The organism is Rhizobium sp. BR 362 (assembly GCF_036528765.1).
Lineage (GTDB): Bacteria > Pseudomonadota > Alphaproteobacteria > Rhizobiales > Rhizobiaceae > Rhizobium.
This window is the reverse complement of sequence record NZ_JARWGH010000003.1, coordinates 29832-45519: the sequence shown is the minus strand read 5'-3', so window position 1 is coordinate 45519 and position 15688 is coordinate 29832. Positions and strand designations below refer to the sequence as shown.

At 60.3% G+C, this 15688-nt stretch carries 14 protein-coding genes; 6 read left to right on the top strand and 8 right to left on the bottom strand.

The genetic code is table 11. The features are described 5' to 3' along the window. Positions 1–30 precede the first annotated feature (30 nt). Positions 31–489 carry a nucleoside deaminase gene (locus QDY28_RS04575; protein WP_331380488.1) on the top strand — a complete coding sequence of 153 codons (459 nt, stop codon included), beginning with the start codon at positions 31–33 and terminating at the stop codon, positions 487–489. A 139-nt stretch (positions 490–628) separates the two neighbouring features. Here the strand turns inward: QDY28_RS04575 and QDY28_RS04570 are convergent, their stop codons facing one another. From QDY28_RS04570 to QDY28_RS04555, 4 genes are all read right to left on the bottom strand, one after another. Beyond that, on the bottom strand, positions 629–1264 hold the full coding sequence (locus tag QDY28_RS04570; RefSeq protein ID WP_331380487.1) for a hypothetical protein: 636 nt from the start codon (positions 1262–1264) through the stop codon (positions 629–631). Positions 1265–1398: 134 nt separating this feature from the next. Continuing rightward, the gene (gene ileS / locus QDY28_RS04565) at positions 1399–4281 is read right to left on the bottom strand and encodes an isoleucine--tRNA ligase (RefSeq protein ID WP_331380486.1); all 2883 of its coding nucleotides are present in this window, start codon (positions 4279–4281) and stop codon (positions 1399–1401) included. A gap of 309 nt (positions 4282–4590) precedes the next feature. Continuing rightward, the gene (locus QDY28_RS04560) at positions 4591–5574 is read right to left on the bottom strand and encodes a bifunctional riboflavin kinase/FAD synthetase (protein ID WP_331380485.1); all 984 of its coding nucleotides are present in this window, start codon (positions 5572–5574) and stop codon (positions 4591–4593) included. Positions 5575–5588: 14 nt separating this feature from the next. Continuing rightward, on the bottom strand, positions 5589–6437 hold the full coding sequence (locus tag QDY28_RS04555) for a TIGR01459 family HAD-type hydrolase (protein ID WP_331380484.1): 849 nt from the start codon (positions 6435–6437) through the stop codon (positions 5589–5591). A gap of 374 nt (positions 6438–6811) precedes the next feature. Here QDY28_RS04555 and groES point away from each other — a divergent pair, with 374 nt between their 5' ends. From groES to QDY28_RS04540, 3 genes are all read left to right on the top strand, one after another. Then, positions 6812–7108, top strand: a complete 297-nt coding sequence (gene groES / locus QDY28_RS04550; RefSeq protein ID WP_004109735.1) for a co-chaperone GroES — start codon at positions 6812–6814, stop codon at positions 7106–7108. A gap of 74 nt (positions 7109–7182) precedes the next feature. Beyond that, on the top strand, positions 7183–8823 hold the full coding sequence (groL, locus tag QDY28_RS04545; RefSeq protein WP_104822124.1) for a chaperonin GroEL: 1641 nt from the start codon (positions 7183–7185) through the stop codon (positions 8821–8823). Between the two features lie 589 nt (positions 8824–9412). Further along, the gene (locus QDY28_RS04540) at positions 9413–9859 is read left to right on the top strand and encodes a hypothetical protein (protein WP_331380483.1); all 447 of its coding nucleotides are present in this window, start codon (positions 9413–9415) and stop codon (positions 9857–9859) included. Positions 9860–9943: 84 nt separating this feature from the next. On the opposite strand, the gene QDY28_RS04535 is transcribed toward QDY28_RS04540, so the two are convergent. Further along, complete coding sequence (locus tag QDY28_RS04535; RefSeq protein ID WP_331380482.1) at positions 9944–10651, bottom strand: glutathione binding-like protein; 708 nt, start codon at positions 10649–10651, stop codon at positions 9944–9946. A 234-nt stretch (positions 10652–10885) separates the two neighbouring features. Here QDY28_RS04535 and QDY28_RS04530 point away from each other — a divergent pair, with 234 nt between their 5' ends. Further along, complete coding sequence (locus QDY28_RS04530) at positions 10886–11329, top strand: DoxX family protein (protein WP_331380481.1); 444 nt, start codon at positions 10886–10888, stop codon at positions 11327–11329. A 79-nt stretch (positions 11330–11408) separates the two neighbouring features. On the opposite strand, the gene hisG is transcribed toward QDY28_RS04530, so the two are convergent. The 3 genes from hisG to hisS form a co-directional block, all read right to left on the bottom strand. Then, positions 11409–12104, bottom strand: coding sequence for an ATP phosphoribosyltransferase (hisG, locus tag QDY28_RS04525; protein WP_331380480.1), 696 nt, complete (start codon positions 12102–12104; stop codon positions 11409–11411). After that, positions 12104–13222, bottom strand: coding sequence for an ATP phosphoribosyltransferase regulatory subunit (locus QDY28_RS04520; protein ID WP_331380478.1), 1119 nt, complete (start codon positions 13220–13222; stop codon positions 12104–12106). Before QDY28_RS04520 ends, hisG begins: the two co-directional genes overlap by 1 nt. A 243-nt stretch (positions 13223–13465) precedes the next feature. Continuing rightward, complete coding sequence (gene hisS / locus QDY28_RS04515; protein ID WP_331380477.1) at positions 13466–14989, bottom strand: histidine--tRNA ligase; 1524 nt, start codon at positions 14987–14989, stop codon at positions 13466–13468. Positions 14990–15123: 134 nt separating this feature from the next. On the opposite strand from hisS, the gene QDY28_RS04510 reads away from it, so the two are divergent. Continuing rightward, positions 15124–15672, top strand: coding sequence for a 2'-5' RNA ligase family protein (locus QDY28_RS04510; protein WP_331380476.1), 549 nt, complete (start codon positions 15124–15126; stop codon positions 15670–15672). The last annotated feature ends 16 nt before the right edge of the window (positions 15673–15688 follow it).

Here is a 15688-nt window from a genome sequence, read left to right as displayed (position 1 = left end):
ACGCCCCCGCGGTTAAGTGGAAAATCTTAAATGGTGAATACAAATCACTTCATGGAGCTGGCGCTCGCCGAAGCGCGAAGCGCCGGAGTGCGTGGCGAAGTGCCCATCGGAGCCGTCCTCGTGCTCGACAATGCCGTCGTCGCCAAGTCCGGCAACCGCACCCGAGAGCTCAACGACGTCACCGCGCATGCCGAAATCGCCGTGATCCGCATGGCCTGCGAGGCACTCGGCCAGGAGCGGCTGACGGGTGCAGATCTTTATGTGACGCTCGAGCCATGCACCATGTGCGCCGCCGCCATCTCATTTGCCCGCATCCGCCGCCTTTATTACGGCGCGGAAGATCCGAAGGGCGGCGGGGTCGATAACGGCGTGCGCTTTTATCGCCAGCCGACCTGCCATCACGCGCCAGAAGTCTATTCGGGCATGGCCGAGCGGGATGCGGCCGACATTCTCAGGGAATTCTTCCAGCAAAAGCGCATGGAAGACTAGAGCGGGTCAGCGTTTCACGGAATCGCTGACCCGCTCTATTCCTTTGTTTTTACGCATTCCGGACGGAAAACCACTTCGCACTTTTCCTGGAAGTGCTCTAAAAAGCGGCGGTTTTGACCGCCGCCTCAGCTAGAAAGGCTTATTGGAAGGGCTTCCACCAACTGCTGTTGTTGGTCTGCTGCGCGGCCTCAGCGTCCTTCTTGCGCTGCTTTTCCTTCTTGGTCTCGGGCGTGCCGAGATCGTTCAGCGCAGCCGGGTCGGAGACCTGACGATATTGCTGCGGCGGGTCGATCAGATAGCGGCGCTGATCGATATAGGTGCCGTCTTGATCCTGGCGCGCGGCGCGATAGGCGGCCGTCTGCTGCGCCTCGCTCACGCGGTTGCGGCCGCTGTCGGCCTGAGCGAGCGGAGAGCGATAATTGACATTGTTCTTGTTCTGATCGGCTTCTTCCGCCAGGCGCTTGCGCGAATCTTCCGGCGATTCCAGCCAGGCCGGATTATCCTTGCTCGCGAGCGACTGCTGCGGCGAGGTCAGGCTTTCCCTGTCCTTTTCGGCGGGAAGCACCAGGCCCGGGCGGTTCGGATATTTCACGCCCTTGTCCTTCGGCGTGACGGCCGAAACGGAGGCGATGTCGCTAAGATCGTCGAAGAGCTGCTCGCCGGCGGTCTTGTCCGTGCCGTAGCGCGGGCTGCTCAAGCAGCCGGACATCAGACCGCAGCCAACCACGAGTGCCGCCAAGCTGACGCCGACACGAACCCTATGCATCGCTCTCATGAATACCCTTCCCAGCCAAGCCGGTGCAACTATCGCAGAACCCCATTGCACGGCAACTGCCGCAAAAATCAGGCCATTTTCAGGCAGCTTTTACCGGATGAATGCCGCAATGGCAATTCATCCGGCAATTTTCTTCAGTTGACAGCCATCAACTCGCGCAAAGCAGCCGCATCACGCGCCGAAACATCGGGATATTCCGGATCGGAACCGACATCCGTGGTGATGCGCCAGGAGCGGGCGCACTTGCGGCCTTCGGCGAGCTTCGGCACGACACTCACCTTGGCGGCATCATCCAGGCGGAACGCATCCGCGGGGCCTTCGCCGCCATGGATGGCGATATCGGAGGTGATGCAGATTTCCGCGAAATCGTGACCTTCCAGCACCTTCAGCAGCTCTGGATCGGCAATATAGACGACGGGCGCTGCTTCCAGTGAGGAGCCGATGCGCTTGTCCTTGCGCTCGATTTCGAGCGCGCCGGTGACGACGCTGCGCACGGCGCGGATCTTCCTCCACTTCTCGGCCAAGGCCTCGTTCTTCCATTCGCCGGGAACGGTGACGAACTGTTCGAGATGCACCGAGACCGCCTGTGGATTGCGCGAGAGCCACGCTTCCTCCGTCGTGAACGGCAGCATCGGCGCAAGCCAGGTCACCATGCAATCGAAGATCGTGCGGATGACAGCAAGCGCGGCGCGGCGGCGCAGGCTCGAGGGCGCATCACAATAAAGCGCATCCTTGCGGACATCGAAATAGAATGCCGAAAGCTCGACATTGGCAAAATCGATGAGCGCACGGGCGATGCGCTTGAAGTCGAAGGCGTCATAGCTTTCGCGTACGAGTTCATCGAGCTCCGCAAGACGGTGCAGCATGAGCTGCTCCAGCTCCGGCATATCGGCATGGGCGATGACTTCGCCCTTGTCATGCGCCAGAGTGCCGAGCATCCAGCGGATCGTGTTGCGCAGCTTGCGATAGGCATCGATGTTGGTCTGGATGATGGCCTTGCCGAGACGCTGGTCTTCCCAGTAATCGGTGGTCATGACCCAGAGACGCAGGATATCCGCGCCGGCATCCTTCATCACGTCCTGAGGCGCAACGACGTTGCCCTTGGACTTGGACATCTTCTCGCCCTTCTCATCCATGGTGAAGCCATGGGTGATGACCGCATTGTAGGGCGCGCGGCCACGCGTCGCGGCGCTTTCGAGCAGCGACGAATGGAACCAGCCGCGATGCTGGTCCGAGCCTTCGAGATAGATGTCGGCCGGCCACTTCAGATCCGGACGGTCCTCCAGCGTGAAGGTGTGGGTCGAGCCCGAGTCGAACCAGACGTCGAGGATATCCATGACCTGCGTCCAGGGCTCATTGGCCTTTTCGCCGAGGAAGCGCTCGCGCGCGCCTTCGGCGAACCAGGCATCGGCGCCTTCCTTGTCGAAAGCTTCCAGAATGCGGGCATCGACGCCGTCGTCACGCAGGATCTGACCTTCTTCGTCCACGAAGATGCAGATCGGCACGCCCCAGGCGCGCTGGCGCGACAGAACCCAATCCGGGCGCTGCTCGATCATGGCGCGCAGGCGGTTCTGGCCGGCTGATGGCACGAAGCGCGTGTCGTCGATCGCCTTCAGGGCGCGCGAGCGCAGCGTCGTGCCGTCGGCAAGGTCCTTGTCCATATAGACGAACCATTGCGGCGTGTTGCGGAAGATGACCGGCTTCTTCGAGCGCCAAGAATGCGGATAGGAATGCTTCAGCCGTCCGCGCGCGAAAAGCGTGTTCGTCTCGATCAGGGCCTTGGTGACCAGCTCGTTGGCATTGCCCTTCTTGCCGTTGTCGTCCATGACGCGGCCGCCCTCGAAGCCGGGGGCATCGGCGGTGTAGAAGCCGGCATCATCGACCGGGAACGGGATGCGCGTGGAGATCCCACGCGCTTCAATCTGGCGGGCATGGCTCGTCCAGGCGTCAAAGTCCTCACGGCCATGGCTGGGAGCGGTGTGCACGAAGCCAGTACCGGCATCGTCGGTGACATGATCGCCGTCGAGCAGCGGAACTTTGAAGTCGTAGCCGAGCGAAGCCAGGGGATGGGCGCAGATGCTCGCGGCGAGGTCATCGGCGGTCACGTCGCCCAGGCGCTTGAACTGCAGCTTTGCCTTGGCGAAGGATTCTTCGGCAAGCTTGTCGGCAAAGATCAGCTTTTCGCCCGGACGCGGGCCAAAATCATTGACGGCCTCGGTCACTTCATAGAGGCCGTAGGACACCCGCGACGAATAGGAGATCGCCCGATTGCCGGGGATCGTCCACGGCGTTGTGGTCCAGATGACGACGAAAGCATCGGCAAGTGCAGCCGGACCTTCGACGACCGGGAATTTCACCCAGATCGCATCGCTCTCGACATCAGCATATTCGACTTCAGCTTCCGCCAGCGCCGTACGCTCAACCACGGACCACATGATCGGCTTGGAGCCGCGATAAAGCTGTCCGCTGCGGGCGATCTTCAGGAGCTCGCCGGCAATGCGGGATTCGGCATGGAAGTTCATCGTCAGATAGGGATTGTCGAAATCGCCGGTGATGCCGAGGCGCCTGAACTCCTCGGACTGGACCTTGATCCAGCCGGCGGCGAAGTCGCGGCATTCCTGGCGGAATTCGTTGACGGGGACCTCGTCCTTGTTCTTCCCCTTCTCGCGGTATTTTTCCTCGATCTTCCATTCGATCGGCAGGCCGTGGCAGTCCCAGCCCGGAACATAATTGCTGTCATAGCCGCGCATCTGGAACGAACGGGTGATGACATCCTTGAGGATCTTATTCAGCGCGTGGCCGATATGGATGTTGCCATTGGCATAAGGAGGGCCGTCATGCAGCACGAATTTTTCGCGTCCGGCGGCCGAAGTGCGCAGCTTCTTATAGAGATCCATTTCCTGCCAGCGCTTGACGAGCTCCGGCTCCTTCTGCGGCAGGCCGGCGCGCATCGGAAAGTCAGTCTCGGGCAGGTAAAGGGTTTTCGAATAGTCGATCTTTTCAGCGGTATCGGTCATTGTTCTGACAATTGCCTCGGCGTCTCGGGCATTTTGCGCCGGAAAGGCGCAGCCATATGGGGATTTTTCGGCGGCGGAAAGCGCCTCGGGAACAGGCGCCCAAAACCCGGACCTTCCGGCAGCTTACAGCGCGCGGAAGGCCGGGCCAATAATTCGTATCGATGGGCTCAGCCGAAATTGGGTCATGGTTGGCGGTTCATAGGCGCTTTTTGCATGGAAAGAAAGAGGGATCAGCCGCCGGAAGGCATAGAAAAGCCGATCGGAGCCGGCCCAATCAGGCCTACGCTGCTGCCCGTGCAAGCGTGGCGTTCAAGAAAAGGCGATGAACCGGTCGATCTCACCGAGTGGGCGGACGCCGGCAAGCAGCGCCCTCGCTTCCTCTTCGTCCTTCCTGATCTGTGCCACCAGGGGATCGAGGCCGTCGAACTTCAGTTCGGGCCGGAGGTAGCCGAAGAAGGAGACGGAGCAGATCTGGCCATAGAGATCGCCGCTGAAGTCGAAAACGAAGGTTTCGAGCAGCGGCGCGCCATTGTCGGTCACCGTCGGGCGCCGGCCATAACTGGCGACAGCATCGCGAATGACGCCATCGGCGGCGCGGAAGCGCACGGCATAGATGCCGGCTTTTAACCGCGCTTCGGGTGGCAACCGCATATTGGCCGTCGGGAAGCCGAGCGAGCGACCGAGCTTTTCGCCGCCGATCACTTCCGCCTCGATGGTGTAGCGATAGCCGAGCAGGCCTGCGGCCTCCGCCACATCGCCTTCCACCAGCAATTCCCGGATGCGGCTTGACGAGACCACTTCGGCATTTTCATCGCGGTAAGCGTCGATTAGCGTGACGCCGAAGCCGTTTTTGCTGCCGGCGTTCATCAGGAAGGCCGGGCCGCCCTGGCGGTCATGGCCGAAATGGAAATCGAAGCCGGTGACGACTTCGGATGCATGCAGCCAGTCGATCAGAATAGAATGGACGAATTCATCGGCGGATCGCTGCGAAAAAGCCCGGTCGAAGGGATATTCGATGACGGCATTGAAGCCGATCGCCTCGAGGAGCCGCGCCTTCAGCGGCGCCGGCGTAAGGCGGAAAACCGGATGATCGGGCTTGAAGACGGTTCGCGGATGCGGCTCGAAGGTCAGCACCAGCGCGGGCACGCCGCGCTCCCCGGCGATCTCCAGCGCACGATCGAGCACGGATTGATGGCCGCGATGCACGCCGTCGAAATTACCGATGGCAATGACACCGCCTTTCAGATTGTCCGGCAGCGGCTCTCGGGTCTCATTGCGGTGGAAAACGGTCATCGGCTACCACTCTCTCAGACAAGGCGCGGCATCCACCACTTCGGCGAGGCCTGTTCGCGCGCCAGAAACGCGCCAAGCGCTGCCTCGTCGGTGTGACCGTCGACGACATATTCGCGAGCATGAATGCCATGGCTTACATATAGAAGATCGAGGCCGTAATCGAGCGCGCCGCGCACGTCGGTCGGCATGCCGTCACCGATCGCGACAACGCGCGACAACGGGAATTCGCCGCGCACTTCGCGGGCAGCGGTAATCGAGGCATCGTAGATCGGCTGATGCGGTTTTCCGGCGATCCGCGTCTCGCCGCCGAGCCGATCGTAATAAGCGGCCATGGCGCCGGCGCAGGGGATCATGCGGTGGCCACGCTCGACAACGAGATCGGGATTGGCGCAGATCAGCGGCACCTTACGGGCCGACCAGGCCCTCAGCATGTCGGTATAGTCGTCTGGAGTCTCGGTTTCGTCATCGAAAAAGCCGGTGCAGACGATGCTTTCGGCCTCTTCGGCCTCAACGCGCACGACATCCAGCCCCTCGATGATGGCGATGTCGCGCTCGGGACCGAGCAGAAATACCTTTTTCGGGCCCTCGGCAATCAGGCGGCGGGTGACGTCGCCGGAGGTGACGATCCGGTCATAGGCGCTGTCGGGAACGCCGATCTCCCGCAACTGCTGGACCACCTTCGGCGCTATGCGGGGAGAATTGGTGATGAGGACGACCGTCAGCCCTTCGGCGCGTGCAGCTTCCAGCGCCACCGGCGCGTCGTTGTAGACGGAGACGCCGTTATGCAGCACCCCCCAGACGTCACAGAGCGCCACGTCATAAAGTTTGCCGATCTCGCGGAAGCTTTCGATACGCTTGCCCATGCAGTCCTCGTGGTGAAAGAAATCACGGGCTGACATCGCAAACCGTCCGGCAAATTACAAGAGCAGAGCTCGGGTTTTTGCATTGCACAAAGCTCAAGCGGCAAACTGGGGTAAAAGCCGGCGATCTTCGGCTCAATGGACCCCAAGGGGGAAGGCGCTTTTACGACGGGCATGTGAGACAGGATTGGTCTGCCCTGTTAATCATCCGCGAAGAAGCCGAACAGCGCCGCAAAAAATTCACAGTGCTGTTCTTGACTCGTCCAGGAGCCACCCCTAAATCACCGTCGCTAGCACTCGCCGAGGCGGAGTGCTAACAAAGCCCCATACGGATCCGCCGCTGATCCGTGAATGTCATTTGATCGAGGGATTAGACAATGGCAAGCACCAATTTCCGCCCCCTTCATGACCGTGTCGTCGTTCGTCGCGTCGAGTCGGAAGAAAAGACCAAGGGTGGCATCATCATTCCGGACACCGCCAAGGAAAAGCCGCAGGAAGGCGAAATCGTCGCCGTTGGCTCTGGCGCCCGCGATGAATCCGGCAAGGTCGTAGCACTCGACGTCAAGGTTGGCGATCGCGTTCTGTTCGGCAAGTGGTCCGGCACCGAAGTCAAGCTCAACGGCGAAGACCTTCTGATCATGAAGGAAGCCGACATCATGGGCATCATCGGCTAATCCGGCCGGTTTCCCTTTTCCGATAAAGCTGACGGGCCATAAACCCGGACAACGCGAATTCAGGAGTTTCAAACATGGCAGCTAAAGAAGTAAAATTCGGCCGCAGCGCCCGCGAAAAGATGCTTCGTGGCGTCGACATCCTCGCTGACGCAGTGAAGGTCACGCTCGGCCCGAAGGGTCGTAACGTCGTTATCGACAAGTCCTTCGGCGCTCCGCGCATCACCAAGGACGGCGTCACGGTCGCCAAGGAAATCGAACTCGAAGACAAGTTCGAAAACATGGGCGCACAGATGGTCCGCGAAGTTGCTTCGAAGACCAACGACATCGCCGGCGACGGCACGACGACCGCAACCGTTCTCGCCCAGGCCATCGTTCGCGAAGGTGCCAAGGCTGTTGCAGCCGGCATGAACCCGATGGACCTGAAGCGCGGCATCGACCTCGCCGTTGCTGAAGTCGTCAAGGATCTCCAGGCCAAGGCCAAGAAGATCAACACCTCGGAAGAAGTCGCACAGGTCGGCACGATTTCGGCAAACGGCGAAAAGCAGATCGGTCTCGATATTGCTGAAGCCATGCAGAAGGTCGGCAACGAAGGCGTCATCACCGTTGAAGAAGCCAAGACCGCCGAAACCGAACTCGAAGTCGTCGAAGGCATGCAGTTCGACCGCGGCTATCTCAGCCCCTACTTCGTCACCAACCCGGAAAAGATGATCGCCGACCTCGAAGACGCGTTCATCCTCCTGCACGAGAAGAAGCTCTCGAACCTGCAGGCAATGCTTCCGGTTCTCGAAGCCGTCGTTCAGACCGGCAAGCCGCTCCTCATCATCGCTGAAGACGTCGAAGGCGAAGCTCTCGCAACGCTCGTCGTCAACAAGCTGCGCGGTGGTCTGAAGATTGCTGCCGTCAAGGCTCCGGGCTTCGGCGATCGCCGCAAGGCCATGCTGGAAGACATCGCCATCCTGACGGGCGGCACTGTCATCTCCGAAGATCTCGGCATCAAGCTCGAATCTGTCACCCTCGACATGCTCGGCCGCGCCAAGAAGGTCTCGATCTCCAAGGAAAACACCACGATCGTCGACGGTTCGGGCGCCAAGTCCGACATCGAAGGCCGCGTTGCCCAGATCAAGGCTCAGATCGAAGAAACCACCTCCGACTACGATCGCGAAAAGCTGCAGGAACGTCTTGCCAAGCTCGCTGGCGGCGTTGCCGTTATCCGCGTTGGCGGTTCGACGGAAGTCGAAGTGAAGGAAAAGAAAGACCGCATCGACGACGCCCTCAACGCGACGCGCGCTGCTGTTCAGGAAGGCATCGTACCGGGCGGCGGCACGGCTCTGCTGCGCTCCTCCGTCAAGATCACCGCCAAGGGTGAAAACGACGACCAGGAAGCTGGCATCAACATCATCCGCCGCGCTCTGCAGGCTCCGTGCCGCCAGATCGCTGAAAACGCTGGTGATGAAGCCTCCATCGTTGTCGGCAAGATCCTCGACAAGAACGAAGACAACTGGGGTTACAACGCTCAGACGGGCGTCTATGGCGACATGATCTCCATGGGCATCGTCGACCCGGTCAAGGTCGTTCGCACGGCTCTGCAGGACGCGGCTTCGGTTGCTTCGCTGCTGATCACCACCGAAGCCATGATCGCCGAACTGCCGAAGAAGGATGCCCCTGCCGGCATGCCGGGCGGCATGGGCGGCATGGGCGGCATGGACATGATGTGATAGGGCATTGGCCCAATCACAGGAATGTCCATAAAGCTTCGCCCATGCATCTTTGATGCTTCAGGCCGTCAAGCGGCCTGAAGTGGCGGCATGGACATGATTTGATAGGGCATTGGCCTTATAACGACTGTTCATTCCGGCACCGGAATTGACGAAGGGCGGCTCTCGGGCCGCCCTTTTCATTTATGTTGAACTAGCTGCGGCGCAAGGTTCAAGACATTTTCAAACTATGCAAATTTACGCAAATGGCCCCATTGCCGTTTTTATAAAAGCCCCTATAAATCGCAGCGCAATGATGTTCGAGGGATTGTTGCAGAGCACGTAAATTTTACTTGTTTTCAGTGCGCGTTACCCGCGGCTAGGCGCGGTCCTAACCTTTTATATAGATTGCGCGTATAGATTCGTTACTTGAAGTGACTTGATACACTCAATTGTCGATCCGGAAGCACGCCCGGGGGGATGGGTTCAGCGAAGCTGCGGCTTCGCCAGTCCATAGCAGTGCAATATGCGGAGCGACGCTCCGTCCAATAGCATGAAATTCGATTGAAGCGCGCGCAGGGGAACCCGCGCCTCAAGGGTGGGGAATATCTTGTTCAAGATCGCCAAAGCCAATCTTGCCGCACCTTTTGCTCCGGGGTCGCTGGAGTTCGATGGACATGACCCTGATCTTCTGGCGCAGTTCTGCGTCTCCGAAGGATGGACCGGCGATTTAGCGAGCGGCATCATCAAGCTTGGTCAATGGGGCACCATGCTACATGGGTTGAGCTCGTCCGAATGCGGCCTGTTGAGCCTGATGCATTGCTATGAGGCCCATGATCGCGCCCGCATCCTCGACCTGTTCGAGCAAGCGGCAACCGCCTCCTCCTGTTTCTGCTATTCCACCACCGCGCTCGGCGTCGGCGGACATCGGCAACCGATTTTCTGCGTCGGTGAATCGATCGGCACGGAAGGAAAACACGCCGGCAGCATGGTGGGCGTTTTCCTGTTTCCACGCTTCAAACTCGAGCCGGGCAGCCAGTTGGCGAGCCGGCAGTAGGGCCTGAACGCGAAAGGCCGATCCTTTCGGATCGGACCGATCCTTTCGGATCGGCCTTCGTCTCACGTAGAGAAACGCTCGCTATCAATCCCGCTTCGGAATATTCAGCCCGCGCTGGCTCGCCGGGCGGGCTATCGCACGTTCAAGCCAATCCATCACCGCCGGGAAACTTGCGAATTCGAGAAGCTCGCGGCCACCATAAAAGACGTCAACGCCTCTGACCCACGGGAAAGTGGCAATGTCGGCGATGCTATATTCGTCGCCCATGATCCACTGGTGGCCCTTCAAGCGGCTTTCCAACACGCTCAACAAGCGCTTGCTTTCATCGCGATACCGCTCGACCGGATAGGAGTTGTTGGCGACCTTGTCGGCGGCGAATTTGAAGAAGTGACCGAACTGCCCGAACATCGGGCCGATACCGGCCATCTGGAAGAACACCCACTGCAACGTTTCATAACGTCCGGCCGCATCCCTCGGCATCAGCTTGCCGGTCTTTTCCGTGAGATAGACGAGGATGGCACCGGATTCGAACAGGCCGATCGGCTTACCGTCAGGGCCATTCGGATCGATAATGGCCGGGATACGGCCGTTCGGATTGAGCGAAACGAATTCCGGCGACTTCTGGTCGTTTGTGCTGAAGGAAATCAGATGCGGCTCGTAGGGAAGGCCAAGCTCTTCGAGTGCAATCGATACCTTGACGCCGTTCGGTGTCGGTAGCGAGTAGAGCTGGATGATATCCGGATTGCTGGCCGGCCAGCGCGTAGTGATCGGGAATGAAGACAGATCGGCCATGGGGCTTCCTTCTGAAGATCATGATTTGGCGGAATGAATCGGCGCCAACGACGAGTAAATTCGCGTCAACATAGCCGATATGGAGCGTATGGGAAGAGTGCCGGCGGCGGGAGATTGTTCAACAATTGTGAACTAATCGTGCGCTTTTGTTTATCTTTCCAATCTCATCAAAATCGCGAATAACGGATCCCAGAAATCGTCACTCGGCACCAACCGCCTCTACTGGAGACCGTCATGTCCAACACCAATAACATCATCATTCTCGTGGCGCGCATCCTGCTCGCCTTCATGTTCATCTTCGCCGGCTTTGGCAAGCTGACCGATCCGTCGAGCACCGCAGGCATGATCGCGGGTGCCGGCATGCCCGCCGCTACGCTTCTCACCTATCTCGCCGGCGCCTTCGAATTCGTCACCGGCGTCTGCGTTCTCATCGGCTTCCAGATCCGCATCGTCGGTTGGCTGCTTGCCCTGTTCTGCATTTTCACCGGCATCGTCTTCCATCTGCCGACCGTCAACGTTCCGGATTTCCCGGCTGCCGCCAATGGCTGGATCAATGGCCTGAACTTCGTCAACTTCCTGAAGAACGTCACGCTCGCCGGCGCCTACATTATGCTCGCCACCAACGGCCCGGGCGTCTATTCGCTCGACGCACGCCGCGGCGCCTACGCAGCCGCCTGATTGCTCAAGACCTCCCAAGCATCAGCAGCCCGCCGCTTCCCCGGCGGGCTTTTTCGTATCGTTGAAGAGAGCAGAAATATCAGAGCGCGGCGCGCACGGCGGCGATGATCCGCTGAACCATGGGATCGCTCTCGTGGCTCTCCTTGCGGGCGCGGACGAGGCAGGCCTCGGAGCGCAGGATCGTGCCATCGGAGAGCACCTTCAGATGGTTTGCCTTCAGCGTCGAGCCGGTCGAGGTGATATCGACGATGATATCCGCGGAGCCGGCGGCAGGCGCCCCTTCCGTGGCGCCGAGGCTTTCGACGATGCGGTAGAGCTGGATGCCGTGCTGGCTGGAGAAGAACTGCTGCGTCAGCCGCCAATATTTGGTGGCGATCGTCAGCCTGCGGCCGCGCCGCGCGCGGAAATCAGCGGCGACATCGCCGAGATCGGCCATGGTATCGACATCGAGCCAGATATCCGGAACAGCGACGACGACGTCGGCATGGCCGAAGCCGAGGCGGGCGCAGAACTCGACGCGCCTATCAGCATCTGCCAAGCCCTCGCGCACCAGATCTTCGCCGGTGACGCCGAAATCGACGCTGCCATTGCCGATCTCGCGTGAAATTTCGGAAGCGGAGAGGAAGGCGATCTCGACATCATCCCAACCTTCGACACGGCCGCGATAGGAGCGGTCGTTGCCGACGGCGACGATGGGCATGCCGGCCCGTTCGAAGACAGCCGAGCAATCGTCCTTCATGCGGCCCTTGGAGGGAAGCGCAATGGTGATGGTCATCAGGCGGCCCTCGCAGTTTCGATCCGGTCGAGCCAGAGCGCAAAGCCGACGGCCGGGATGTGATCCGTTGCACCGAGCAACGTCAGCAGCCGGTCGAAACGGCCGCCACCGGCGAGCACCGCCGGTGATCCTTCCACCGTCACTTCGTAGACGAGACCGGTGTAATAATCGAGCGGACGGCCGAAGGCGGCGCGATATTCGATCCGGGTAGCGTCGACGCCGGCGCTGGCAAGAGCCGTAACGCGGGCATCGAAACGCTCAAGTGCATTGCCGAGCTTCAGACCGGCCGCATCGGCAAAGCCGGCCAGCGCCGAAGAGGCGTCGGCGAGTGGCAGGCGGAGTTGCAGGAATTCCTCCAGCACACCGAAAGCCGCATCGTCGAGATGAGTTTCCGAAAGGACCAGCTTTTCGCGGAGCCGACGGGCAATCTCCAATGGCGAGCGGCTGGCGTTGGTCGAATAGCCGGTCGCCTTCATGGTGCTGTCGATATGCGTGACCAGTCCCTGCTCGTCGCCGCGCGTCAGAAAGTCCAGCACATGCGGATCAAGGCCGGTCACCGGCTGCGGACTTGCGAGCCGTGCCAACAGCGCTTTGAGATGCATCATATTGCCGAAGGCATGGATCAGCCGCTTCTGCCACCCGGATGGCAGGCCAAGCGCCTGGACGACCGCTTCGAAGACAGCTTGGTCGCCGAGCGTCACGGTAAGCGATTTGCCCGGCACCAACCGATTGAGAATGCCGATGGCATCACCGATGGCGCGGGCGTCGGCGCTCGCCGTATCGCCATCGCCCAGATCCTCGATGCCGGCCTGATAGAATTCATGGCCACCTTCGCGGCGCTGGCGAAAGATCTCGCCGAGATAGGAATAGCGCTTCGGCGTGCCTGTCGCGGTCTCGATGTGGCGCAGACAGACGGGAATGGTGAATTCCGGGCGCAGGCAAAGGCTGGCGCCGGTTTCGCTTTCGGTCATAAAGATACGACGGCGCAGGTCTTCGCCGGCCATATCGAGAAAAGGCTCTGCCGGCTGGATGATCGGTGTGTCCACCCTCTCCGTCCGGCGGGCGGCAAACTCAGCCAGCAGATCGCCGGCAAAATCTGGGAGGTTGATCAGAGGCATGGGATTGCCCTCCCCTTCTTCCCGGCGGGGAAAATCCTGAGCGGTAAGCGAAGGATAGTTTCCCCGAGCGGAAAGTTCCCCTCATCCGACCCTTCGGGCCACCTTCTCCCCGAGGGGAGAAGGGGATAAACGCAGCCTCCGTCGGCCCTCCCCTCTACGAGGGTCGACGGGCCGCAGCAAAAGAGATCGTCCCCTCTCCCCGCAAGCGGGGAGAGGGTTAGGGTGAGGGGCAGAGCCGCGCACTCAGACATTGCCGAGTGCCCTCTTGCGATCTTCCGCCTGCGCATCCAGCATGGCCTTGACCTTAGCCACCAGATCAGCTTCCGGCACGGTCTCCTGCGCGACGCGGGCCTCGCGCCAGCTTGCATTGTCCTCGATCTCGCCGGAAAGGCGCTTGCCTTCGATCAGGTCCTTGAGCTGCACGACGCCCTGGGCGCGCTCGTCGCCACCCTGGATGATGGCGATCGGGCAGCCGCGGCGGTCGGCATATTTCAGCTGATTGCCGAATTTCTTCCAATTGCCCTGGAACATCTCGGCACGAATTCCGGCAGCACGCAGTTGCTGCGTGAAGCGCTGGTAGCGACCCATGGCCTCGACATCGCCATCCATCACGGTGACGAGCACGGGCTCGATCACTTCTTCCGTGCCGAGCTTGCCGAGGTTCTTCAGCGCCGTCATCAGGCGCGACACGCCGATGGAGAAGCCGGTGGCCGGTACAGGCTGGCCCATGAAGCGCGAGACGAGCCCATCATAACGGCCACCGCCCCCGACCGAGCCGAAGACGACCTTCTCGCCCTTTTCGTTGGTCACGTCGAACAGGAGTTCGGCCTCGTAGACCGGGCCGGTATAATATTCGAGGCCGCGCACGACGGACGGATCGATCTTGATGCGATCGGAATGATAGCCGGCGCTGGTGACCAGCGAACCGATCAGGTTCAGTTCGTCAACGCCTTCGCTGCCGTTGGATGTGCCGGCGACAAGCTCTGCGAGCCGAACAGCACTTTCGGCATAATCCTTGATCCCGACGAAAAAGAGCACTTTTTCGATCTGGCCCGCGTCCAGCCCTGCCCCTTTGGTGAAGTCACCGGACTCGTCCTTGCGACCCGGCCCGAGCAGGAGCGACACGCCTTCCGGGCCGAACTTGTCGAGCTTATCGATGGCACGCAGCACGTTCAGGCGCTGGGCAGCCTTGTCATCGCCGCCGAGGCCGATCGCTTCCAGCACGCCGTCGAGAACTTTGCGGTTGTTGACCCGGATCACATAGTCGCCGCGCTTGATGCCGAGCGCCTCCAGCGTGTCGGCCATCATCATGCACATTTCGGCATCGGCCTGCACGCCCGGCGCGCCGACCGTATCGGCATCGAACTGCATGAACTGGCGGAAACGGCCCGGCCCCGGCTTCTCGTTGCGGAAAACATAGCCGGCACGATAGGTGCGGTAGGGGAGCTGGATCTCGTTGAAATTCTCCGCGACATGACGGGCGAGCGGCGCCGTCAGGTCGTAGCGCAGCGACATCCACTGCTCGTCATCGTCCTGCAGCGAAAACACACCTTCGTTCGGCCGATCGCTATCGGGCAGGAATTTGCCGAGCGCATCGGTATATTCGAACAGCGGCGTCTCGACGGGATCGAAACCATAATGCTCGTACACGGCCCGGATCTTGGCGGTCATTTCGTTGACGGCGCGAATATCGCTCGCCGAACGATCGACAAAGCCACGCGGCAAGCGGGCCTTGAGCTTTTGCGGTTTCTTTTGTTTATCGCTCATTTGCAGGATAATCCGGTACGGGAACAGTGGCGGTTAACTAGCGGATAGCGCGGGATGCGGCAAGGATTGTTGTATGCTGTCGTCCGTCAAAACCGACAAAAGCGACGGAGCAGACGACGGGGGACGTAGAAGCCATGCCCTACGCGATCAGCCTGAAATGCACCAACAATACGGCGCTGCCCGTCCTCGATCTCTGGCGACAAGCCAGCGCTTTCGAGACCGTGCCATCGATGCAAGGGCTGAACTACCCTCCGCATCTGACCTTTGCCATCTACGAAGATATCTCGCCCGAGTACCTCTGCGAGGCAGCGCGCAAGGCATTTGATAATATTCCGGCGATTTCGGTGGAGTTTTCGGGCATTCGGCACTTCAGGAACGAAGTGCTGGTGCTTTGGGCGCGTCCGGTCGATGACAGCGCCTTGCGCCATGCCCACCAAGCCATTCATCGGGAAATCGATCCCCTCCTATGTGATGAGCATTACCGCCCCAACCGTTGGCAGCCTCATTGCACGATCGCGATGAAAATCCCGATGGCATCGGCCGAAACGGCGCTGACATGGGCTGCGGAAACGCCGGCAAGATTTACCGTGACTTTCGATGTTGCCGATTGCGTGAGATCTCCTCCCGTCGAAATCCTGAGCGAGATCAAACTGGCGCCCCGATATTCCGCCAACCATCGCTGAATGCGATTTCCGCTTG

Coding starts and splice junctions, on each gene's coding strand:
- QDY28_RS04575 (WP_331380488.1), top strand. CDS start 31: ATGGTGAATACAAATCACTTCATGGAGCTGGCGCTCGCCGAAGCGCGA.
- QDY28_RS04570 (WP_331380487.1), bottom strand. CDS start 1,264: ATGAGAGCGATGCATAGGGTTCGTGTCGGCGTCAGCTTGGCGGCACTC.
- ileS (WP_331380486.1), bottom strand. CDS start 4,281: ATGACCGATACCGCTGAAAAGATCGACTATTCGAAAACCCTTTACCTG.
- QDY28_RS04560 (WP_331380485.1), bottom strand. CDS start 5,574: ATGACCGTTTTCCACCGCAATGAGACCCGAGAGCCGCTGCCGGACAAT.
- QDY28_RS04555 (WP_331380484.1), bottom strand. CDS start 6,437: ATGGGCAAGCGTATCGAAAGCTTCCGCGAGATCGGCAAACTTTATGAC.
- groES (WP_004109735.1), top strand. CDS start 6,812: ATGGCAAGCACCAATTTCCGCCCCCTTCATGACCGTGTCGTCGTTCGT.
- groL (WP_104822124.1), top strand. CDS start 7,183: ATGGCAGCTAAAGAAGTAAAATTCGGCCGCAGCGCCCGCGAAAAGATG.
- QDY28_RS04535 (WP_331380482.1), bottom strand. CDS start 10,651: ATGGCCGATCTGTCTTCATTCCCGATCACTACGCGCTGGCCGGCCAGC.
- QDY28_RS04530 (WP_331380481.1), top strand. CDS start 10,886: ATGTCCAACACCAATAACATCATCATTCTCGTGGCGCGCATCCTGCTC.
- hisG (WP_331380480.1), bottom strand. CDS start 12,104: ATGACCATCACCATTGCGCTTCCCTCCAAGGGCCGCATGAAGGACGAT.
- QDY28_RS04520 (WP_331380478.1), bottom strand. CDS start 13,222: ATGCCTCTGATCAACCTCCCAGATTTTGCCGGCGATCTGCTGGCTGAG.
- hisS (WP_331380477.1), bottom strand. CDS start 14,989: ATGAGCGATAAACAAAAGAAACCGCAAAAGCTCAAGGCCCGCTTGCCG.
- QDY28_RS04510 (WP_331380476.1), top strand. CDS start 15,124: ATGCCCTACGCGATCAGCCTGAAATGCACCAACAATACGGCGCTGCCC.